The sequence below is a fragment of the Pseudomonas sp. JC1203 genome, assembly GCF_056175065.1.
In genome coordinates, this window is sequence record NZ_JBWCAM010000019.1 from 90,657 (window position 1) to 109,267 (window position 18,611).

An 18,611-nucleotide genomic window follows, 5' to 3' on the forward strand; every position below is an offset into this window, starting at 1 on the left:
CGGCAAGCGGAACCGTGCCGCAGCGATATCCTGTAATAATTACCCTGGTTTATCTGCAACCGCCGCGCGCAGGACAAGCGATGAAGTTAGTAATGCTGATACTGCTGCTGGTGTTCGCCCTGATATTGCTGGCGGCGGCGCTCAATGCCGCTGCCCCCTGAGCCACCTTGCCGCCCAAATACACGCCTCACCGCCTGATTAGAGACCACCATGATTGCCAAAGACCGCACCCAGCTTGCCCTGGACAAATTCGCCGCTGCAAACCCGCACCTGCTTGAAGAAACCAGCGCGCTGAGCCCCGAAGAGCAAAAGCAGCAACTGCAATGGGCCTTCGACGACCAGGCGGAGGAACAGGGCATCGAGCCCTGGGAGCTGACCCTGGAATTGATCGCAGAAAACCCGGAGGAACTGAAGGCCATGCGCCTGGAAGTGCATCAGGAAGTGGCCGAAGCGCTGGGCATGAGCTGGGAAGAATACTGCTCGTTCAACGAAATCGAACCGTGATGCACTGAGCCACCAGGAGAGCCGCCATGAGCCACGACCCTGAATTCGACCACGGCGACGAAGCGCCGCTGAACGACCTGGACCAGGACGAGGCAGATGTCGACACTACCGAGGTGCTGTCAGACGAATCCGACAGCTACGTCGATGAGGGCATCAACAGCGTCGACTAGCCGTGCACCACTGCGGGCGCAGGCAAATCGCCCACCCCGCGGTAGCGCACCAGCACCCCGCGCAGTTTGTGGTCGCGACGCAATTGGTCAAGCTTGCGGGTTGCCTCGGACTTGCTGTCGAACGGCCCCACGTACACGCGGCTTACGTTGTCTTCACGCGCCACGTACGGGCTGTAGCCATAACCCGCCAGCTTCTTGCTCATCACCGCAGCCGATTCGGCGCTGGTGGACGCCACCTTTACCGACCACTTCACCCCGGCGATTTCATTCGGCCCCTTGGCGGCCGCCACTGGCGCTGCCGGCGCCTGGACGGGCGTGGGCGTAGTTACCGGTGCTGGCGCTGCGGCCAACGGATAACCGCACGCCTGGGCGGCGTCGGCATTGGTGGCCTGCGGGTCCAGCACTACCTCGAAACCGTCCGTGCCCTTGCGCGCCAGGTAATGCCCGTAGCCCGAATAGGCGCCATAGTTATTCTTGCCATTGACCTCGCCGCAGACGCTGCCGTCCGCCAACTCGCGGTCTTCACGAAATTGCGCGGAGCCTGGGTCCATCAATTTGTAGGCCACGGCCTTGTGGGCGTCCTGTACGGCGCTGTCGCCACAACCGGCAAGCGCCAGGGCAACCGTTACAACAGAGAGCGTGCGCATGATGAGACCTCCACGAGGGGACTACACCCATGATTCTAGCAGCGCCGCAGCGTAGGGCAGCGCATTCCATGCCAGACCTAGGCCGACTATAGGCCGGGGCGCAGGCAGGCGACAAGCGGTCGAGGGGGCGGGAGGCGCGATTTCATGAAACCGACCCGCACGATCACTCCACCGCCGCGACTGGCGATACCAACGGCGATATCACGCTGGTACAAGCAGACACCACCGACGCCCATCCCATCGCAAGCGCTCCAAGCAAAATGCCAGCCTTCTGCTCCCTGAGGACACCCAGGTCCTCTGGCGGCGCACCATAGGCGGTAACGCCCAGCAAAATTGCTGCAATAACACTTGAGCAGGACATCGCAATCATGACCGCATGCGTCAAGCCAGGGGCTTTGCGCCGAGTACCGCACAAGCCCAGGTAGACAAAGATACAGAACAGGCTGAATGCAATGGACCAGCCGACCTGATCAAACTCGATAGCCATCGCCGCCACTCAGGCCACTCGAACCGCGAAGAGGCCAAACAGCAGCCCCACCACCGCCCCCACAACCACGCTGACGTTGCCTGGGAACAGTGCATTGGCAATGGTTGCGCTCCCGGCCATGGCAGCAACCAGGGTGACACTCCCCAACCGCGCGGGAGCCGTGGAGATGGAAAATAAAGCGGGCTTCTTGCCTGGCATGATTGCACTCCTTGAAAAATCCCTTGGGTGGGCTGGCACCGACTGTGCCGATGCAGCCAGTATGGGTACCCCCTACCGGCACAACAACCCAAGGAATCCAAATCAGAAGCGTCCTACATCACCCTATGGAAAGCGTTCGTACCGATTTCCACAGAAAACACTACAGGCAAGTGCTCAACGCCGCCAACCGCTGTTGCGACAACGGCACACCGCGCTCGGCAAAGTAGGCCACCGAACTGCCGGCGCCAGCCTGGCGCACGTCGGCAAAGTTCTTCGAATCCACCATCACGGTCAGGCTGCCATCCTTCGCAGGCTCGGTGTGGGAGTCGGCGGCGGCGCCGGACAACACCTCGTCCTGCCAGGAGTACTCAATGCACTGGGCGACGTCCTTTGCCGGCTTCTGCGACGTGAACGAGCGGTACGCGCCTTCGCTGCGGACCTGATCCATGTTCGCCGACATGCACCCGCCCAATGAAACCAGCAGCATCACGCTCAACAGCTTACGCATAGTGTTCCCTCAAGAATGGTCTGGGGCGCGACTCTACCATCACGACGGCATGGATGCTTATGCACCCGGCCAGCTGTGGCTACATTTTCTCCAGGCAAACAAAAAAGGCGACCCTTTCGGATCGCCTTTTTCACACCGCCCAGCAGAGCGGATTTTGTTTGGTAGGCGCGATTGGACTCGAACCAACGACCCCCACCATGTCAAGGTGGTGCTCTAACCAACTGAGCTACGTGCCTGCTGTGAGGCGGTATTCTACGGATTTGCCGGGACCTGTCAACGCCTTTTTGAGCTAACTTACTGAATATCCGAAATTTTTGCTCAAAACACGCTTTCAAGTTAGCGCTGGAATCCCGATTTCATCTCAGGTACGATTCGCCAACACGTCAAAAATATAAAACAGAGGTTGCAGCAATGGCGAACACCCCCTATCCACAGTCCTACTACGCCGCATCAGCCAATGCCGCGCCTTCACGCCCGTCCTTGCAGGATGAAGTGCAAACTGACGTGTGCATCATCGGCGCTGGCTACACCGGTCTGTCCAGCGCACTGTTTCTTTTAGAGAACGGCTTCAAGGTTACCGTCCTGGAGGCCGCCCGGGTCGGTTTCGGCGCTTCGGGCCGCAACGGCGGGCAGATCGTCAACAGCTACAGCCGCGACATCGACGTCATCGAGCGCACCGTGGGCCCCAAGCAGGCGCAACTGCTGGGCCAAATGGCCTTCGAAGGCGGGCGCATCATCCGCGAGCGCGTGGCCAAGTACAACATCCAGTGCGACCTGAAGGACGGCGGCGTGTTCGCCGCCCTCACCAGCAAGCAGATGGGCCACCTGGAGTCGCAGAAGCGCCTGTGGGAACGCTTCGGCCACACCCAGCTGGAACTGATGGACCAGCGCCGCATCCGCGAAGTGGTGGCGTGCGACCAATACATCGGCGGCATGCTGGACATGAGCGGCGGCCATATTCACCCGCTGAACCTGGCCCTGGGCGAGGCTGCGGCCGTGGAGTCCCTGGGCGGCACTATCTATGAACAGTCGCCCGCAGTGAAAATCGAGCGCGGCGCCAACCCGGTGGTGCACACCCCGCAGGGCCGCGTGCGCGCCAAGTTCGTCATCGTCGCAGGCAACGCCTACCTGGGTAACCTGGTGCCGGAGCTGGCCTCCAAGTCCATGCCGTGCGGCACCCAGGTGATCACCACCGAGCCGCTGAGCGACGAGCTGGCCAAGACCCTGCTGCCGCAGGATTACTGCGTGGAAGACTGCAACTACCTGCTGGACTACTACCGCCTGACCGCCGACAAGCGCCTGATCTTCGGCGGCGGCGTGGTGTACGGCGCCCGTGACCCGGCGAACATCGAAGCCATCATCCGGCCGAAGATGCTCAAGGCCTTCCCGCAACTCAAGGACGTGAAGATCGACTACGCCTGGACCGGCAACTTCCTGCTGACACTGTCGCGCCTGCCGCAAGTGGGCCGCCTGGGCGACAACATCTACTACTCCCAGGGCTGCAGCGGCCACGGCGTGACCTACACGCACCTGGCCGGCAAGGTGCTGGCCGAGGCGCTGCGCGGCCAGGCCGAGCGTTTCGACGCATTTGCCGACCTGCCGCACTACCCGTTCCCCGGCGGCCAAATGCTGCGCACCCCGCTGACCGCGCTGGGCGCCTGGTACTACAGCCTGCGTGACCGCCTGGGCGTATAAGGCAGTTGAAGAAACGGCACCGCAAGGTGCCGTTTTTCATACCTACTGCGCACCCAGGGTGCGCGTCGCCTGGGCCGCCGCCTGCTCCTGGCCGGCCTGGCCCAGGTCATGGGCGGCCTTGAGCCAGCGTTGACGGTCGACGTTGGCTGGCAGTTGCCCCGGCTTCTGCACCAGCACTGCCCAGTGCCCGGCGTCTTTCCAGGCCGAGTCAAAGCTGGCGAAATCCATCAACTTGCGCCGTTCGTTGCCCGAGCGCAGCAGTACATGCTGCTTATAGCGGTCATAACCCACCAGCAGCGCGTAGCGCGGGCTGGTCCAGACCCTACCATCCATGTACCGCACCAGCACCGGGTAGCCGGCCGCCACCTGGGCAAACAGCGCCGGCAGGTCGTCAGCCAGGGGGTACACCACCATGCCGTATTCCTGGGCCGTGGCCTGCATGGAGGCCTGCAGCCTGGCTTCGCCACCCGGCATGTGCAGCGACTTGTCCAGCAAGCCGGGGGTAATGATCACGCCCTGCTGCGACAGCGCACTGGCCAGCGCCATGGAGGCACCCTGCTCGGTGTCGCCGCGGAAGAACGGTACGCTGCTGAGCTCCACCCGGTCCGGCAAGCCCTTGATGGGCGGCGCCGGTTTGTGCCCGGCACAAGCAACCACGGCAAGCGCCAGCAGCACCGGGGCCAACAGTTTCACGAAGGGGGTCTGGAATCGCGCAAGTCCCTGCAAAATTAGCCTCACTGACAAAGGAAGGCCGCCCATCGGGGGCGGGGCCCCTGATGATAGGCCCCCGCCAGGCCGGGGTATAGCGTTTGCGCGCAGTTTGCAGGCAGCCATAGAGCCAATCAGCCCAAGGCTGCGACCTTTGGTCAATAGTCTGAAACACGCTACCGACTAGACTGTCATTTGTAAGCCCGTGAACACCTGAGGAGGCACCCATGAGCCTGGCCATGGCGATTGTCATGATGATCGGCGCCTGGATCCTGGTGGCCGCCGCCATGCTGTGGGGGGTCATGCGGATCGCCCGTCGGCACCACCACCCTGCCCCACCCAAGCCTGCACTGCCCCGTAGCAACGGTGGGGCGGCCATCCGTGGGGCGGCCATCCAAGGTGAGGCCGCGTCATTGGCACCGCGTAACGGCTGACGCAGCCTGGCGGCAACCGCTACTCCACCGTTTACGACGCCACTGTGGCTTCGCGCTTCTGCCGGGCGCGGCGGCCCAGCATGTTCAGGCCTTCGATCAGCGCCGAGAAGCTCATGGCGGTGTACACATAGCCCTTGGGCACGTGGGCGCCGAAGCCTTCGGCGATCAGCGTCATGCCAATCATGATCAGGAAGCCCAGGGCCAGCATCACCACCGTCGGGTTGTCGTTGATGAAGCGCGCCAGGGGTTCGGCCGCCAGCAGCATCACCAGCACGGCGCTGATCACGGCGATGATCATGATGGGCAGGTGCTCGGTCATGCCCACGGCGGTGATGATGCTGTCGATGGAGAACACCAGGTCCAGCATCAGGATCTGACAGATAGCCCCCACAAATCCCATGGCCACCTTGCCGCCGACGCTGGCCTCATGCTGGGCGCGCGGGTCGACGCTGTGGTGGATCTCGCGGGTTGCCTTCCACAGCAGGAACAGGCCGCCGGCGATCAGAATCATGTCTTTCCACGAAAACGCCTGGCCGAACAGGTCGATGACCGGCTCGGTCAGTTGCACGATATAAGCCACGGTGCTCAGCAGGCCCAGGCGCAGCACCAGGGCCATGCCGATACCGATGCGCCGCGCCCGCGCCTGGAACTGCTTGGGCAGCTTGTTGGTAAGAATCGAGATGAAGATGAGGTTGTCGATGCCCAGCACGATTTCCATCACCACCAAGGTGGCCAGGGCAATCCAGGCAGTGGGGCTGGAAGCGAGTTGCAGAAGGTAGTCCATGGAAGCGCTGCTCATGCGGCCGAGGGGATACGGCGCAGTCTAGAAACTTTGACACCTCAGGAAAATTCGTATTTTCACCCGCTATACTTCGGTTTTTACGAATCGGCACTGTGATGCTCAATTACCGTCAACTGCACTATTTCTGGATCGTGGCCAAGACCGGCAGCATCACCCGCGCCGCCGAGCAGCTGAACCTCACACCACAAACCATCAGCGGCCAGATAACCCTGCTGGAGCAGACCTTCGGCATCGAACTTTTCCAGCGCGTCGGCCGCCAGCTGGAACTCACCGACGCCGGGCGCCAGGCCCTGCCCTACGCCGAGCAGATGTTCCAGCTGGGCGACGAACTGCAGACCCTGCTGCGCGGGCAGACCGGCCAGCAGGTGCTGCCCCTGCGCGTGGGCGTGGCCGACGTGGTGCCCAAGTCCATTGTGTATCGGCTGATTGCGCCGAGCATGCACCTGCCCGAGGCGGTGCACATCACCTGCCGCGAGGACAAACTGGAGCGCCTGCTGGCCGACCTGGCCGTGCAGCGCCTGGACCTGGTGATCTCCGACAGCCCCATGCCCGCGCACCTGGACATCAAGGGCTACAGCCAGAAGCTGGGCGAATCGGGCATCAGCTTTTTCGCCACCCAGGCCCTGGCGGCCCAGTACGCCCCAGGTTTTCCGGCAAGCCTTGCAGGCGCGCCGCTGCTGATTCCCGGCCAGGAGACCATGGTGCGCAGCCGACTGCTGCGCTGGTTTGGCGACCAGCTTATCCAGCCACGCATCGTCGGCGAATTCGACGACAGCGCACTGATGCAGGCCTTCGGCCAATCCGGCAGCGGCCTGTTCATCGGCCCCAGCGTGATTGCCGAGGAAATCCAGGCGCAGCACCAGGTTGCCCTGGTAGGCCAGACCGAGGCGGTGCGCGAGTCGTTTTATGCGATTTCGGTGGAGCGCAAGGTCAGCCACCCCGGCATCGTCGCCATTACCGAGGGCGCGCGCCGGGAGCTGTTTACCTGAAGTCAGGCAGCAGGTGACGGTGCCGCCAGGCGCGAACTCATCATCAGCCACGCCAGGGCGATGGACAGCAGCATGAAGCCGGCGGCGGCGAACCCGACGCTGCCCAGGCCCAGGGTGTCGATTACCCGGCCACCGACGATGGCGCCCAGGCCAATACCCAGGTTGGCACCGGCAATGTTCAGCGACGCGGCGAACGCCGGCGCCTGAGGCGCGGCCTTGATCAGGCGCACCTGGCTGACCAGGAACAGCGCCGCCTGGGTCACGCCCCAGACGGCCAGCGCCACGGCCAGGCCGAAGCTTGAGTGAATGCTGGGCACCACGGCCACCAGGCCGCCGACCATGAAGGCCGAGAACAGGATGGAGGCAATCAGCGGGTGGCGGTCCACCAGGCGGCCACCCAGGGAGTTGCCGACCAGGCCCACGGCGCCGAACGCCATCAGGCACCAGCCCACCACCGCGCCGTCGAAACCGGCCAGGCGTTCGAGGATGTCGGCAAGGTAGGTGTAGGCAGTGAACATGCCGCAGAACACCACGATCGACAGCAGCACATGGCCCTGCATCAACGGGTTGCGCAGGATGGCGAACTGCGAGCGCAATGAGCGCTCCTCGCCCCGCGGCGGGCTCACCGGCAGGAACACCGTGAGCAGCAGCGCCTTGGCCAGGGCTACGCCGGCGATGATCCAGAACGCCGCGCGCCACCCCAGGGCATCACCGATCAGGGTGCCCACCGGAATGCCGAACACGGTGGCACAGACGATGCCGAAGCCGATCTTGGCGATGGCCCGGCCGGCGTGGTCGGGGCCGACGATGTCCACCGCCGTTTCACTGGCCAGCGCCCAGAATACCGGCAGGCCCAGCGCCGGGATCAGGCGGGCGATACCCATCACGATGATATTCGGCGCCAGGGCGGCAATCACGTTGGCCACGGCGAACAACAGCAGGATGGTAACGAACAGGCGCTTGCGCTCGAAGCGTGCGCAGTACGCGGTAAGGAACGGCCCGAGGGCGGCGACGGTAAAGGCGAACAGGGTAACCAGCAACCCGGCCTGGGACACGCTGACGTGCAGGTCGCGGGCGATCGCCGGCAGCAGGCCGACGATGACGAACTCTGTGGTCAGCACGGTGAAACCGGCGGCCGACAACAGCAAAATGGGGAACAGCATTGCAACCTCAGAAAAGCGGAAAAGACAACGACACAACCTGTAGAAACAACTGCGGGAGTGGGCTCTGCCCACGAAAAAGACGCCGCGTAGTATCAGTTAATACGCAGTGAACCTTTCGCGGGTAGAACCCGCTCCCACGTGCCGCGTCATGGACACCAAGGCATCCCTGACACGACCCGATCAAACGATCAGTAGGCGCCCATGAAATCGCGCTTGCCCACCTCAACGCCGTTGTGGCGCAGGATGTCGTAGGCGGTGGTGACGTGGAAGAAGAACTGCGGCAGGCCGTAGTGCAGCAGGTAGGTCTGGCCGTTCAGTTTCTTCTCTTTCGGGGTACCTGGGCGCAGCACGATTTCGCGGCTTTCCTGGCCGTCGATCTGCGCGGCAGCCAGGCCGTCGATGAAGCCCAGCACCTTGGCCAGCAGGGCCTGCAAGTCAGCGAAGCTCTGCTCGGTATCGGGGAAAGACGGTACTTCCACGCCTGCCAGGCGCGCCGAGACGCCCTTGGCGAAATCGACGGCGATCTGCACCTGGCGCACCAGCGGGAACATGTCCGGGTACAGGCGCGACTGCAGCAGCACCGACGGCTCGATGTTACGGGCCGCGGCGTGGTCCTCGGCCTTCTTGAGCACGTCGCCCAGGGCCACGAGCAATTGCTTGAAGACGGGAACGGAGGCAGCGTACAGAGAAATGCTCATAAGAGCTCCTGATAACGGTTTAAGGGCAGTGAGCCGGCAATGATAGACCTGTGCCGGCACGGCGTCCGGTGTTTTATTGCATACTGGCGTTTCCGCCGACCTTCATGCCCACGGAGCGCCCCATGTCAGCCGAAACCGCACCCTCCACTGAAGACCTGACCCTGAGCGCCAGCGAAATCCGCATCCTGGGCGCGCTGATCGAAAAGCAGGCCACCAACCCGGAAACCTACCCGCTGACGCTCAACGCACTGGTGCTGGCCTGCAACCAGAAAACCAGCCGCGAGCCGGTGATGAACCTCACCCAGGGCGAGGTCGGCCACAGCCTGCGCATGCTGGAAGGCCGGGAGATGACCCGCCTGGTGATGGGCAGCCGCGCCGACCGTTGGGAACAGCGCCTGGACAAGGCCCTGGAGCTGGTGCCGGCACAGTTGATTCTGATGGGCCTGATGTTCCTGCGCGGCCCGCAGACGGTCAACGAACTGCTCACCCGCAGCAGCCGCATGCACGACTTCGAGGACAGCGAGCAGGTGCTGCACCAGCTTGAGCGCCTGGTAGCGCGCGGCTATGCCCTGCACCTGCCACGCCAGGCCGGCCAGCGCGAAGACCGCTACACCCACGCCCTGGGCGGCCCGGTGGACATGGATGCGCTGCTGGCCAGCCGCCAGGCAAGCAGCAACGAACGCAGCAGCCACGACAGTGGCGTGACCCTGGAGCGCGTGGAAGCGCTGGAGGCACGCATCGCCGCCCTGGAAGAGCGGCTCGCGCGCCTGGAGTAATCAGCTGCGGGCGTATTCGGTGGCCAGGCGCACCTGCTCATCGGTGGGCCGCACGCCGGTGTACAGCACGAACTGCTCCAGCGCCTGCAGGGCGATCACTTCCAGCCCGGTAATCACTTGCTTGCCCAGCGCCTGGCCCAACTGCACGAACGGCGTCAGCGCCGGCAGCGCCACCACGTCGAAGACGATACTGGCGGCTTCCACGGCGGGCGCCGGGAACGCCAGGTCGTTGGCTTCGGGGCCGCCGCTCATGCCGACAGGCGTCACGTTCACCAGCATCTGCGGGCGCAGCTCACCCAGCTCGGCACGCCATTGGTAACCCAACTGGCGCGCCAGCGCCGGCCCGCTTTCGGGGTTGCGTGCCACCAGGGTGCCCTTGGTGAAGCCGGCATCACGAAACGCCGAAGCCACCGCCTTGCCCATGCCGCCACTGCCGCGCAGGGCGAAGGTGGTGTCGGGCGGCAGGCTATGACGGTCAATCAGTTGACGAATGGCGATATAATCAGTGTTGTACGCTTTCAAATGGCCGTTATCATTGACCACGGTATTGATCGACTGAATGGCTGCCGCCGACGCATCCAGCTCATCGACCAGCGCGATGACCGCTTCCTTGAACGGCATCGACACCCCGCAACCCCGGATTCCCAGGGCGCGGATACCGCCAACCGCTGCCGGCAGATCGCTGGTGCTGCAAGCCTTGTAGTAATAATCGAGACCCAGCTGTTCATACAGATGGTTGTGGAAACGCACGCCGAACGTGCCCGGGCGCCCGGCCAGGGACATGCAAAGTACGGTGTCGCGTGTGGGGATCATGGGCATTGCAAGGCTCCATCACTGGCATGTAACTGAAATGTAAGGACACTGTGGTTTCAGACCTTACACAAAATTTACCAAACACCGTCGCAGATTCTTACAAATTCGCTGTCATAGTAGTGCGACAGTCCTTGGATCAACCATCCGGTGCCAGGTACTGGAATCGTAATATGAGGAACAAGTCATGATTCGTCAGCTTCCCAAGATTGCCTTGCTGATCGGCGCCCTCGCCGCAGCTGGCCAGGCGTCCGCCCACGGCGGTGGTGGTCCAGGTGTGTTGGGTGCCGTTCTAGGTGGCGCTGTTGTCGGCGCCGTGGTGACCTCTGCCCTGGCCCCACGCGAGGTAGTGGTTCAGCAGCCGGTCTACGCCGCGCCACCGCCACCCGTGTACGTTGCCCCACCGCCGCCGGTGTACTACGCGCCGCAGCCGGTCGTGTACGCGCAGCCTGTGTACGCGCCGCCACCGCCGCCGCGCTACTACTACGGCCGCCCGGGCTGGTAATACGCATCGCCACCGCATTCGCCCCCCGGGCGGTTGCGGTGAGCTGATGTGTCGGGTCAATGATCACTATTGAAAGCGGTGATTTCCCGGCACTCCTGCAGCGCCCTATGCTGGGCACATGTTTCGCAGGAGTCAGCCATGAACACCGTCAACATCATGTCAGTCATCGGCAGCGCCGTACCCGCCAACCTTCGCGACCTGGGGTTGCTGGCCTGCTGGTACGTGGTCAAGGACGGCGAGCCGCTCAGCGGTCCGCTGTTGTCGCTGGACCAGGCCAGGGCCTTGTCCCTGAGCTTCACGGCTGCGCAACCGGCCAAACTGGCGGCGACCCACTGACCTGCACCCCGAATTCATCCCGTGCGTTGCTCTCGCACCCCCTTGCCCCGCCTGCGTCGCGGGGCTTTTTAATTCCCGCGAATAACCATCGCACTCTCACCTGTAGCCGCTGCCGGCAGGCAGCGGCTACAGGTGAGAGGTCAGGCGCGCTCGGCCATCAGCACGTTCGCCTGCGCCCGCTGGGCCAGTTTCTGCAGGCGTTTTTCCAGGCCCTGCAGCACCGCGCGGTCGGAGCGGCCGCTTTCCAGCTCGTCGGCCAGCGCATTCACCACCTGGCGCAGTTCATGGGCGATGACAATGCGGTCGTCGTTGTGGTCATGCTTGTGCGACTCGAACAACCGGTGCAGGTAGTCCTGCAGCATCGCCTGCACCCGATGCCGGTCGGTGGCGCGCCAGTGCGCCATGCTCACGCCCACCTGGTTCAGCAGCTCCTGGAACTCCAGCACCAGGTATTGCAGGCGCCGCGCATAGCCCACCTGGCCGTCACGCCACTGTTTGTGCTGCACGGCGGTTTCCTGCTTGCGCTGCAGCGCCGGCACGGCAATGGCCAGCATCAGCGCGATGACCACCGCCACGGCCTGAATCCAGGCCAGGGCATCCAACGGTTTTTGAATGAACGCACACAACAGCAGGACCACTGCGATGACACTGCCCCAGAGCAGCAGCGCCCTGTAATCCTTGCTGAAGAAACCCTTAAGCATTGCGCGACTCCCGAGTCGTTTTTTAGCGTTTTTGGAAGGAGATATTCGCCGGACCGCCCTTGGACGGCGAGCGAACATGAAATATCACTTTTATTTTTTTATTACAGGGGTTTAAGGCCGCCAGCCAATCGACAGTTGCTGAGCCATACTCATAAACTACTGCGTTTTTTCAAGAACAACCCGTCACAAACGGCTTATCTACTTTTTAGCGAGCGCTACACGTGAAAACCTCCCTTTCTATCCTCAGCCTGTTGCTTGTTCTGACAGGTACTGCTGCCGTCACGTCGAACGCTGTTGCTGCCGAAAAACCTGTTTCCCAACGAGATCCCGCGCAGTTGCGCCTGGCGTCGGGCAGCGCATTGCTGATCGACCTGGAGACCAACAAGGTGATCTACGAGAACCGCGCCGACAACGTCGTGCCGATTGCCTCGGTTTCCAAGCTCATGACCGCCATGGTGGTGCTGGACGCCAAGCAGGACATGAACGAGATGATCGACGTGAACATCAGCCACAACCCGGAGATGCGCGGTGTGTTCTCGCGGGTCAAGCTGGGTAGCGAGCTGACCCGTCACGACATGATGCTGATTGCCCTCATGTCCTCGGAAAACCGCGCCGCCACTACCCTGGCCGAGCACTATCCGGGCGGCTACAACGCCTTCATCAATGCCATGAACGCCAAGGCGCGCAGCCTGGGCATGAGCCACACCCACTACGCCGAACCCACCGGCCTGTCCATCAACAACACCTCCACCGCCCGCGACCTGAGCAAGCTGCTGATCGCGGCCCAGCACTACCCTACCCTGCGCGAGCTGAGCACCACCCGCGAGAAAACCGTGTTCTTCAAGAAACCCAGCTACAGCCTGGGCTTCCACAACACCGACCACCTGGTAAACAAGAACAACTGGGACATTCGCCTGACCAAGACCGGCTTCACCAACCAGGCCGGCCACTGCCTGGTGCTGTTGACCACCATGGGCAACCGCCCGGTGGCCATGGTCATCCTCGACGCCTTCGGCAAGTTCACCACCTTTGCCGACGCCACCCGCCTGCGCAACTGGGTCGAAACCGGCCGTGGCACCGCCGCCCCCGCCGTGGCCCTGCGCTACAAGACCGACAAGCACGGCCGCCAGGTCGACTGACCGCCACCGCCACCGCGCGTTGACCCTGCCCGGCAGGGTCAGTGCCGGCGGCTGGCCTGCTTGTGCGCGTACATGGCCGCATCCGCCTCGGCCAGCAAGCGCTTGATCGAATCATGCCTGGCCGGGTCATACTCTATCCGGCCAATGCTGTAGCGAATGTCATAGCCGCGCTGGGCCTCGGCGTTCTTGCGCGCCAGCGCCTCCTTCAGGCGCCCTGCAATCAAGTCGCCATCCTGGGCGTTGGAGCCCATCAGCAGGGCCACGAACTCGTCGCCGCCCAGGCGCCCGACCAAATCCATCTCGCGCAGCACCTCGCGCAACGTCTCGGCAAACGCCACCAACGCCCGGTCGCCCTCGGCATGGCCCCAGGTATCGTTGATCTTCTTGAAATCGTTCAAATCGAAAAACAGCAGCGAGGCCGGGGTGTTCATACGCTTGCAGATGCTCAGCGCGTGCTCGGCCAGGGCCTCGAAGCCACGGCGGTTGGAAACCTGGGTGAGGTCATCGATGGTCGCCAGCTGCAGCGCCTCGATTTCCTGCTCGGCCATGCTCGCCAGGTCACGCAGCAGTTCGCGCTCCTCGGCATCGAGAATGCGCGGCCGCGAGTCGATCAGGCACAACGTGCCGATCTTCGCGCCGTTGCCCACGCGCAGCGGGCAACCGGCATAGAAACGGATGTGCGGGTCACCGGTCACCAACGGGTTGTCATGGAAGCGCTCATCGTTGGTGGCATCGGGGATCATCAACACCTGATCACCGAGAATGGCGTGGCCGCAAAAGGAGATATCGCGCGGCGTCTCGCTGGCAGTCAGGCCCTGGCAGGACTTGAACCACTGGCGGTTGACGTCCACCAGGCTGACCAGCGCAATGGGCACGTCGAACAGCCGGCGCGCCAGGCGCGTCAGGCGGTCGAAGCGCTCTTCGGGCGCGGTATCGAGGATATTCATCGAGCGCAGCGTGCTCACGCGCTCGGCTTCGTTCACCGGTTTGGCTGGGGCCAGCATCGAAACACTCCAGAGTCCAGGCTTTGCAGATTCTGCTAAGCCTAGTCCATAAGTGCGGGTGCACGACAACTGGCCCCAAAACATCAGGCGGTGGTGTTGACGGTGGAGCCGGTGGTGCTGCTGCCTTCGTCGACCAGGGCCTGCGACAGCTCGGCGGTCAGCGAGGAAATCTCGGCCGAGGTGGCCGATACGGCGGCCTGGGCAGTAGCGACGGCTGCGGCCTTGGCGTCTTCGTCCTTGGTGGCCTGGGCTTTCTGTACAGCCTGCTGCTGGGTCTGCAGCTGCTTTTGCAGCTCGGCGATTTGCTTTTGCAGCTCGGTCACGGTGTCGGAGCTGCTGGAGCTGCTGTCGCTATCGCTGCTGCTGCTACCGCCGCCGCCTGCACCTGCCGCGCCGCCAGCCGCGCTGGCGGTGGTGGACGAGGTACCGGTGGTGGTGCCATCGGTGCTGGTCGCCGTGGCGGAGGTGTCATCGGTGGTCGCGGTGGTGGCTGCGGTCGACTTGGCGGTAGTGGTGGTGCTGATCTGCAGCCCCGAGGAGATGTTGCTGATGCTGGACATGACGAAATTCCTTTAAGGGAAGATGGTTCATGTGTCATCGACAGGGCATCCCGCAGCTTTAGAAATATCGTGTAACACATGGGATACCTCGGCGATACATCCCCGGACACCGCGCAAACCCACGGTTTAGAGCCCTCTATGGCAAACCCCTATAGATGAAATAATCTTCAGCAAGGCGACAGGTAAAAATCGGCACAATGGCCGCTCAACAGTCGAAATCCCAGGTACAACACCATGACACGCGTTTTGACCATCGAAGACGATGCCGTGACAGCCAAGGAAATCGTGGCCGAACTGAGCAGCCACGGCCTTGAAGTTGATTGGGTCGATAATGGCCGCGAGGGCCTGGTCAAGGCCGTCAGCGGCAACTATGACGTTATCACCCTGGACCGCATGCTCCCCGAGCTGGATGGCCTGGCCATTGTCACCACCCTGCGCACCATTGGCGTGTCTACGCCAATCCTGATGATCAGCGCCCTGTCCGACGTGGACGAGCGCGTGCGCGGCCTGCGCGCCGGCGGCGACGACTACCTGACCAAGCCGTTCGCCTCGGATGAGATGGCCGCCCGCGTCGAAGTTCTGCTGCGCCGCAAGAGCACGGTCGCCGACGTCGACACGACCCTGAAGGTCGCCGACCTCGAGCTGGACCTGATCACCCGTGAAGCGCGTCGTGGCGAACAGGCCCTGAACCTGCTGCCCACCGAATACAAGCTGCTGGAATTCCTGATGCGCAATGCCGGGCAGATCCTCACCCGCATGATGATTTTCGAGGAAGTCTGGGGTTACCACTTCGACCCGGGCACCAACCTGATCGACGTGCACATCGGCCGTCTGCGCAAGAAAATCGATCCGCCTGGCGCCATTGCGCTGATCAAGACCGTTCGGGGCTCCGGCTATGTCATTGCCGAACCCCTCTAAGGGCTGGCGCTCGTCCAGCAGTCGCCTGCTGGCGCTCTACAGTTTTCTCTTCGTGGCCTGGAGCTGCATCCTCATGGGTGTGCTCTATTACGAGGTGTCGGACTACCTGAACAGCCTGGCGCGCCATTCCCTCATGCAGCGCCAGCACCTGTTCTCGCGCTTCAGCGGCCAGGCCCTGGACGACGCGCTGTCGGCCAGCGAGACCTTCGACAACCGTGCCTATGACGCCTACGGGCTGTTCGACGCGCAGTTGCGCCCGGTGGGTGGCGACCTCAAGGAAATACCCAAGGGCGTGGCCCTGGACGGCAACATCTATGAACTGGATGACTGCATAGACTCCGACGACCCCAAGCTGCCCCAGCAGGGCTGCGACGCGGTGGCCATGGCCACCCAGGACGGGCGCTGGCTGGTGCTGGTGCGTGACAACGGCTCGCTGTTCGCCGTGACGCGAATCATTCTGCACGCGCTGTTGTGGGGCATATCGCTGACCATCATTCCCGGGGCTGCGGGCTGGCACCTGCTGCGCAGGCGGCCCTTACGGCGCATCCGGGCGATCCAGGACAGCGCCGACGCCATCGTCGCCGGCGACCTCACCCAGCGCCTGCCGCTGTCCAACCGGCGTGACGAACTGGACATGCTGGCGGCCATCGTCAACGCCATGCTCGACCGTATCGAGCGGCTGATGATGGAGGTCAAGGGCGTGTGCGACAACATCGCCCACGACCTGCGCACGCCGCTGACCCGGCTGCGCGCCCAGCTGTACCGCATCCAGCAGCAGGCCGGCATGGACTCCGACCACGCCCTGCAGCTGGACGGTGTGATTGCCGAGACCGACACGCTGATGGCGCGCTTCCGCGGCCTGCTGCGCATTTCCGAGCTGGAAGACCATCAGCGTCGCTCCGGCTTCGTGGAATTCGACCCCTTGCCGCTGCTACACGAGCTGCACGACTTCTACCTGCCGCTGGCGGAAGAAGGCGAGCTGCGCCTGGAACTGGATTCGCCCCAGGTACTGCCCAGCCTCAACGGCGACCGCGCACTGTTGTTCGAGGCCATCGGCAACCTGCTGAGCAACTCGATCAAGTTCACCCCGCCCGGTGGCGTGGTGGTGTTGCGCGCGCGCAACGAGCTGGACAGCACCTGCATCGAAGTTCAGGACTCGGGGCCCGGTATTCCCCAGGAAGAGCGCGAGGCGGTGTTCCAGCGCTTCTACCGCTGCGACGACGACAACACCCAACCGGGCTTCGGCCTTGGGCTGTCGATCGTGGCCGCCATCGTCAACCTGCACGGTTTCACCCTTGAAGTGGGCAACAGCCAACAAGGCGGTGCCAGCCTGGCACTGCATTGCCGTCAAAGCAAAGCGCGAGTGTGATCGACATGAATCTGCTCTATATCGCCGATACCCGAGACGAACAGCTGCTGCGCGGCTTTGCTGACAGCGGCCAGCGCGTCGTCGAGGCCAAGCCGCACGAAGCCGACTGGGCCCTGGCCGACAGCAACTACGGCTTCATTCTGCTGGACCTGCAACAGGCGCAGCCCGACCTGCTGGAGCGCTGCCTGGCGCGCAAGCGCAAGTCGCGCATCCTCGTGCTGCTGGCCGACGACGACGGCCCGGCGCGGGTAGCGGCCCTGCGCGCTGGCGCCGAACTGTGCCTGACCAAGCCGGTGCTGTTCATCGAGCTACAGGCGCGCATGCACGCCCTGTTGCGCGACCACCTCAGCCCGGCCGTGGACGCCGAGGCCGGCCTGTGGCTGTCCACCACGCGCCTGCTGCTGGGCCGTGGCGCGCACCAGCAGCCGTTGACGGTCAGTGAGCAGCGGCTGCTGGCCATCCTCGCAAAGCGGCCCGGCGCGGTGAGTCGCGAGCTGATTGAAGAACAGCTGTGGGGTGCAGCCCATGACTCACGCAGCGCCCTGATCGAGCGGCACATCTGCAACCTGCGCCGCAAGCTGGCACGGCTGGACGCACCCAACGCACTGCAGACCTTGCGCGGGTTCGGGTACAGCTTGCGCGAAACGGTGCATGTGCGTACTGATTGAGGTCAAGGGATTGGCGATACACAAAAGCCCCGTGCCAATGGCCCGGGGCTTTTTTATACGCCCATGACGCGGCCTGCGGCCGCTGCTACACCTTCGCCTCTGTCGCAGCGGCCGGCGGCCGCGTCAGCGGTGGGCCTGGCAAACCGTGGCGTTCCATGACGCGGCCTGCGGCCGCTGCTACGCCTCCGCCTTCTGTAGCAGCGGCCGCAGGCCGCGTCTGGACTGGACGCAAAAAAAAGGCCCTTCACGCATCGCGCCAGGGCCTTGATTCACCGCAAAAACCTCAACCCGACATGCAATCGAAGTTGTCAGTCGAAGCAACGGTCTTGCCTTGGTCATTCTTCAAATCAGCCCGCAGGTTGGTATCGCCCAGGCTGCTCTCCACCAGGGTGTAATGCTTGCCCTGTTTGAACGCCTTGTAATCAATGGTGGCGCGGCAGGTCTGGTCGTCCTGTTGGGCAGTGCTTTCTTCGTACAACAACACTTCAAGTTTGTGCTCGCCCGGTTTTACCTGGAAGTAGCGGCCATCTTTCAGGTTCTTGCCATCCAGCTGTTCCGCCAGCATCGAATTCTGGGTTTCTTCTTTAAGGCCCACCCAGGCATCGTTCGGGTTGGGTTGCGGCATGGGCCCGGCGCACGCCGAGAGCAGACCGACCAGCCCAAGCATGGGCACCAGCATTAGCGTTTTCGCATTCATGGGGTATTCCTCAAATGTGTTGGAAGTGGCCTGCCCTGGCAGGTCGTTTTCGATCGATGCCAAGTGTGATGACCGCCCTCTTTCAACACCAATGAATCACCGTGAAACGAATTTCAGTTGCGCCT

The 18,611-nt window shown here is 63.2% G+C and carries 25 protein-coding genes and 1 tRNA gene; 12 read left to right on the top strand and 14 right to left on the bottom strand.

What is annotated here, in order from left to right:
• Positions 1-210 precede the first annotated feature (210 nt).
• Together AC0SZ7_RS24895 and AC0SZ7_RS24900 are read left to right on the top strand one after the other, a co-directional pair.
• On the top strand, positions 211-504 hold the full coding sequence (locus AC0SZ7_RS24895) for a DUF6388 family protein (RefSeq protein ID WP_475506872.1): 294 nt from the start codon (positions 211-213) through the stop codon (positions 502-504).
• Positions 505-530: 26 nt separating this feature from the next.
• A complete protein-coding gene (locus AC0SZ7_RS24900; protein ID WP_475506873.1) occupies positions 531-674 on the top strand; it encodes a hypothetical protein in 144 nt (47 codons plus the stop codon).
• Here the strand turns inward: AC0SZ7_RS24900 and AC0SZ7_RS24905 are convergent.
• The 5 genes from AC0SZ7_RS24905 to AC0SZ7_RS24925 form a co-directional block, all read right to left on the bottom strand.
• Complete coding sequence (locus AC0SZ7_RS24905) at positions 671-1,321, bottom strand: SPOR domain-containing protein (RefSeq protein WP_475506874.1); 651 nt, start codon at positions 1,319-1,321, stop codon at positions 671-673. The genes AC0SZ7_RS24900 and AC0SZ7_RS24905 overlap by 4 nt on opposite strands.
• 163 nt (positions 1,322-1,484) lie before the next feature.
• Positions 1,485-1,808 (bottom strand): hypothetical protein, encoded by a 324-nt coding sequence (locus AC0SZ7_RS24910; RefSeq protein ID WP_475506875.1) that lies wholly within the window; start codon positions 1,806-1,808, stop codon positions 1,485-1,487.
• Positions 1,809-1,817: 9 nt separating this feature from the next.
• Complete coding sequence (locus AC0SZ7_RS24915; protein ID WP_475506876.1) at positions 1,818-2,006, bottom strand: hypothetical protein; 189 nt, start codon at positions 2,004-2,006, stop codon at positions 1,818-1,820.
• 160 nt (positions 2,007-2,166) lie between these two features.
• Positions 2,167-2,514 (bottom strand): hypothetical protein, encoded by a 348-nt coding sequence (locus AC0SZ7_RS24920; protein WP_475506877.1) that lies wholly within the window; start codon positions 2,512-2,514, stop codon positions 2,167-2,169.
• Positions 2,515-2,673: 159 nt separating this feature from the next.
• Positions 2,674-2,750, bottom strand: a tRNA-Val gene (locus AC0SZ7_RS24925).
• 175 nt (positions 2,751-2,925) lie between these two features.
• Here AC0SZ7_RS24925 and AC0SZ7_RS24930 point away from each other — a divergent pair.
• Positions 2,926-4,209 carry an NAD(P)/FAD-dependent oxidoreductase gene (locus AC0SZ7_RS24930; protein ID WP_475506878.1) on the top strand — a complete coding sequence of 428 codons (1,284 nt, stop codon included), beginning with the start codon at positions 2,926-2,928 and terminating at the stop codon, positions 4,207-4,209.
• Positions 4,210-4,251: 42 nt separating this feature from the next.
• Here AC0SZ7_RS24930 and AC0SZ7_RS24935 read toward each other — a convergent pair whose 3' ends face one another.
• Complete coding sequence (locus tag AC0SZ7_RS24935; RefSeq protein ID WP_475506879.1) at positions 4,252-4,935, bottom strand: peptidase C39 family protein; 684 nt, start codon at positions 4,933-4,935, stop codon at positions 4,252-4,254.
• A 209-nt stretch (positions 4,936-5,144) separates the two neighbouring features.
• On the opposite strand from AC0SZ7_RS24935, the gene AC0SZ7_RS24940 reads away from it, so the two are divergent.
• Entirely contained in the window at positions 5,145-5,351 is a 207-nt protein-coding gene (locus tag AC0SZ7_RS24940; RefSeq protein ID WP_475506880.1) for a hypothetical protein, read from the top strand.
• Positions 5,352-5,382: 31 nt separating this feature from the next.
• Here the strand turns inward: AC0SZ7_RS24940 and AC0SZ7_RS24945 are convergent, their stop codons facing one another.
• The gene (locus AC0SZ7_RS24945) at positions 5,383-6,135 is read right to left on the bottom strand and encodes a TerC family protein (protein ID WP_475506881.1); all 753 of its coding nucleotides are present in this window, start codon (positions 6,133-6,135) and stop codon (positions 5,383-5,385) included.
• A 113-nt stretch (positions 6,136-6,248) separates the two neighbouring features.
• On the opposite strand from AC0SZ7_RS24945, the gene nhaR reads away from it, so the two are divergent.
• On the top strand, positions 6,249-7,142 hold the full coding sequence (nhaR, locus tag AC0SZ7_RS24950) for a transcriptional activator NhaR (protein ID WP_475506882.1): 894 nt from the start codon (positions 6,249-6,251) through the stop codon (positions 7,140-7,142).
• Positions 7,143-7,144: 2 nt separating this feature from the next.
• Here nhaR and AC0SZ7_RS24955 read toward each other — a convergent pair whose 3' ends face one another.
• On the bottom strand, positions 7,145-8,305 hold the full coding sequence (locus AC0SZ7_RS24955; protein WP_475506883.1) for an MFS transporter: 1,161 nt from the start codon (positions 8,303-8,305) through the stop codon (positions 7,145-7,147).
• 188 nt (positions 8,306-8,493) lie between these two features.
• Complete coding sequence (locus AC0SZ7_RS24960; RefSeq protein WP_475506884.1) at positions 8,494-9,003, bottom strand: DUF1993 domain-containing protein; 510 nt, start codon at positions 9,001-9,003, stop codon at positions 8,494-8,496.
• Positions 9,004-9,125: 122 nt separating this feature from the next.
• Between AC0SZ7_RS24960 and AC0SZ7_RS24965 the strand changes: the two genes are divergently transcribed.
• Entirely contained in the window at positions 9,126-9,779 is a 654-nt protein-coding gene (locus AC0SZ7_RS24965) for a YceH family protein (protein ID WP_475506885.1), read from the top strand.
• Here the strand turns inward: AC0SZ7_RS24965 and AC0SZ7_RS24970 are convergent, their stop codons facing one another.
• On the bottom strand, positions 9,780-10,598 hold the full coding sequence (locus AC0SZ7_RS24970; RefSeq protein WP_475506886.1) for a shikimate 5-dehydrogenase: 819 nt from the start codon (positions 10,596-10,598) through the stop codon (positions 9,780-9,782).
• Positions 10,599-10,776: 178 nt separating this feature from the next.
• Here AC0SZ7_RS24970 and AC0SZ7_RS24975 point away from each other — a divergent pair, with 178 nt between their 5' ends.
• Positions 10,777-11,094, top strand: coding sequence for a hypothetical protein (locus AC0SZ7_RS24975; protein WP_475506887.1), 318 nt, complete (start codon positions 10,777-10,779; stop codon positions 11,092-11,094).
• Between the two features lie 138 nt (positions 11,095-11,232).
• Positions 11,233-11,430 carry a hypothetical protein gene (locus tag AC0SZ7_RS24980; protein ID WP_475506888.1) on the top strand — a complete coding sequence of 66 codons (198 nt, stop codon included), beginning with the start codon at positions 11,233-11,235 and terminating at the stop codon, positions 11,428-11,430.
• 140 nt (positions 11,431-11,570) lie between these two features.
• Here the strand turns inward: AC0SZ7_RS24980 and AC0SZ7_RS24985 are convergent, their stop codons facing one another.
• A complete protein-coding gene (locus AC0SZ7_RS24985) occupies positions 11,571-12,131 on the bottom strand; it encodes a hypothetical protein (protein ID WP_475506889.1) in 561 nt (186 codons plus the stop codon).
• A gap of 221 nt (positions 12,132-12,352) precedes the next feature.
• On the opposite strand from AC0SZ7_RS24985, the gene pbpG reads away from it, so the two are divergent.
• Complete coding sequence (pbpG, locus tag AC0SZ7_RS24990) at positions 12,353-13,270, top strand: D-alanyl-D-alanine endopeptidase (protein ID WP_475506890.1); 918 nt, start codon at positions 12,353-12,355, stop codon at positions 13,268-13,270.
• Positions 13,271-13,308: 38 nt separating this feature from the next.
• On the opposite strand, the gene AC0SZ7_RS24995 is transcribed toward pbpG, so the two are convergent.
• Together AC0SZ7_RS24995 and AC0SZ7_RS25000 are read right to left on the bottom strand one after the other, a co-directional pair.
• Positions 13,309-14,274 carry a sensor domain-containing diguanylate cyclase gene (locus tag AC0SZ7_RS24995; RefSeq protein WP_475506891.1) on the bottom strand — a complete coding sequence of 322 codons (966 nt, stop codon included), beginning with the start codon at positions 14,272-14,274 and terminating at the stop codon, positions 13,309-13,311.
• 83 nt (positions 14,275-14,357) lie between these two features.
• Positions 14,358-14,834, bottom strand: coding sequence for a hypothetical protein (locus AC0SZ7_RS25000; RefSeq protein WP_475506892.1), 477 nt, complete (start codon positions 14,832-14,834; stop codon positions 14,358-14,360).
• 234 nt (positions 14,835-15,068) lie between these two features.
• On the opposite strand from AC0SZ7_RS25000, the gene AC0SZ7_RS25005 reads away from it, so the two are divergent.
• Genes AC0SZ7_RS25005 through AC0SZ7_RS25015 form a run of 3 tightly spaced genes read left to right on the top strand, consistent with a single transcriptional unit; the run spans position 15,069 to position 17,789 of the window.
• Complete coding sequence (locus tag AC0SZ7_RS25005) at positions 15,069-15,752, top strand: response regulator transcription factor (protein WP_027981497.1); 684 nt, start codon at positions 15,069-15,071, stop codon at positions 15,750-15,752.
• Positions 15,730-17,121, top strand: a complete 1,392-nt coding sequence (locus tag AC0SZ7_RS25010; protein ID WP_475506893.1) for a sensor histidine kinase — start codon at positions 15,730-15,732, stop codon at positions 17,119-17,121. Before AC0SZ7_RS25005 ends, AC0SZ7_RS25010 begins: the two co-directional genes overlap by 23 nt.
• A 5-nt stretch (positions 17,122-17,126) precedes the next feature.
• On the top strand, positions 17,127-17,789 hold the full coding sequence (locus AC0SZ7_RS25015; RefSeq protein ID WP_475506894.1) for a response regulator transcription factor: 663 nt from the start codon (positions 17,127-17,129) through the stop codon (positions 17,787-17,789).
• Positions 17,790-18,072: 283 nt separating this feature from the next.
• Here AC0SZ7_RS25015 and AC0SZ7_RS25020 read toward each other — a convergent pair whose 3' ends face one another.
• Positions 18,073-18,486: a PA0061/PA0062 family lipoprotein gene (locus tag AC0SZ7_RS25020; RefSeq protein WP_475506895.1), complete on the bottom strand. Its 414-nt coding sequence runs from the start codon at positions 18,484-18,486 to the stop codon at positions 18,073-18,075.
• Positions 18,487-18,611: the final 125 nt, after the last annotated feature.

Coding starts and splice junctions, on each gene's coding strand:
- AC0SZ7_RS24895 (WP_475506872.1), top strand. CDS start 211: ATGATTGCCAAAGACCGCACCCAGCTTGCCCTGGACAAATTCGCCGCT.
- AC0SZ7_RS24900 (WP_475506873.1), top strand. CDS start 531: ATGAGCCACGACCCTGAATTCGACCACGGCGACGAAGCGCCGCTGAAC.
- AC0SZ7_RS24905 (WP_475506874.1), bottom strand. CDS start 1,321: ATGCGCACGCTCTCTGTTGTAACGGTTGCCCTGGCGCTTGCCGGTTGT.
- AC0SZ7_RS24910 (WP_475506875.1), bottom strand. CDS start 1,808: ATGGCTATCGAGTTTGATCAGGTCGGCTGGTCCATTGCATTCAGCCTG.
- AC0SZ7_RS24915 (WP_475506876.1), bottom strand. CDS start 2,006: ATGCCAGGCAAGAAGCCCGCTTTATTTTCCATCTCCACGGCTCCCGCG.
- AC0SZ7_RS24920 (WP_475506877.1), bottom strand. CDS start 2,514: ATGCGTAAGCTGTTGAGCGTGATGCTGCTGGTTTCATTGGGCGGGTGC.
- AC0SZ7_RS24930 (WP_475506878.1), top strand. CDS start 2,926: ATGGCGAACACCCCCTATCCACAGTCCTACTACGCCGCATCAGCCAAT.
- AC0SZ7_RS24940 (WP_475506880.1), top strand. CDS start 5,145: ATGAGCCTGGCCATGGCGATTGTCATGATGATCGGCGCCTGGATCCTG.
- AC0SZ7_RS24945 (WP_475506881.1), bottom strand. CDS start 6,135: ATGGACTACCTTCTGCAACTCGCTTCCAGCCCCACTGCCTGGATTGCC.
- nhaR (WP_475506882.1), top strand. CDS start 6,249: ATGCTCAATTACCGTCAACTGCACTATTTCTGGATCGTGGCCAAGACC.
- AC0SZ7_RS24955 (WP_475506883.1), bottom strand. CDS start 8,305: ATGCTGTTCCCCATTTTGCTGTTGTCGGCCGCCGGTTTCACCGTGCTG.
- AC0SZ7_RS24960 (WP_475506884.1), bottom strand. CDS start 9,003: ATGAGCATTTCTCTGTACGCTGCCTCCGTTCCCGTCTTCAAGCAATTG.
- AC0SZ7_RS24965 (WP_475506885.1), top strand. CDS start 9,126: ATGTCAGCCGAAACCGCACCCTCCACTGAAGACCTGACCCTGAGCGCC.
- AC0SZ7_RS24970 (WP_475506886.1), bottom strand. CDS start 10,598: ATGCCCATGATCCCCACACGCGACACCGTACTTTGCATGTCCCTGGCC.
- AC0SZ7_RS24975 (WP_475506887.1), top strand. CDS start 10,777: ATGATTCGTCAGCTTCCCAAGATTGCCTTGCTGATCGGCGCCCTCGCC.
- AC0SZ7_RS24980 (WP_475506888.1), top strand. CDS start 11,233: ATGAACACCGTCAACATCATGTCAGTCATCGGCAGCGCCGTACCCGCC.
- AC0SZ7_RS24985 (WP_475506889.1), bottom strand. CDS start 12,131: ATGCTTAAGGGTTTCTTCAGCAAGGATTACAGGGCGCTGCTGCTCTGG.
- AC0SZ7_RS24995 (WP_475506891.1), bottom strand. CDS start 14,274: ATGCTGGCCCCAGCCAAACCGGTGAACGAAGCCGAGCGCGTGAGCACG.
- AC0SZ7_RS25000 (WP_475506892.1), bottom strand. CDS start 14,834: ATGTCCAGCATCAGCAACATCTCCTCGGGGCTGCAGATCAGCACCACC.
- AC0SZ7_RS25005 (WP_027981497.1), top strand. CDS start 15,069: ATGACACGCGTTTTGACCATCGAAGACGATGCCGTGACAGCCAAGGAA.
- AC0SZ7_RS25010 (WP_475506893.1), top strand. CDS start 15,730: ATGTCATTGCCGAACCCCTCTAAGGGCTGGCGCTCGTCCAGCAGTCGC.
- AC0SZ7_RS25015 (WP_475506894.1), top strand. CDS start 17,127: ATGAATCTGCTCTATATCGCCGATACCCGAGACGAACAGCTGCTGCGC.
- AC0SZ7_RS25020 (WP_475506895.1), bottom strand. CDS start 18,486: ATGAATGCGAAAACGCTAATGCTGGTGCCCATGCTTGGGCTGGTCGGT.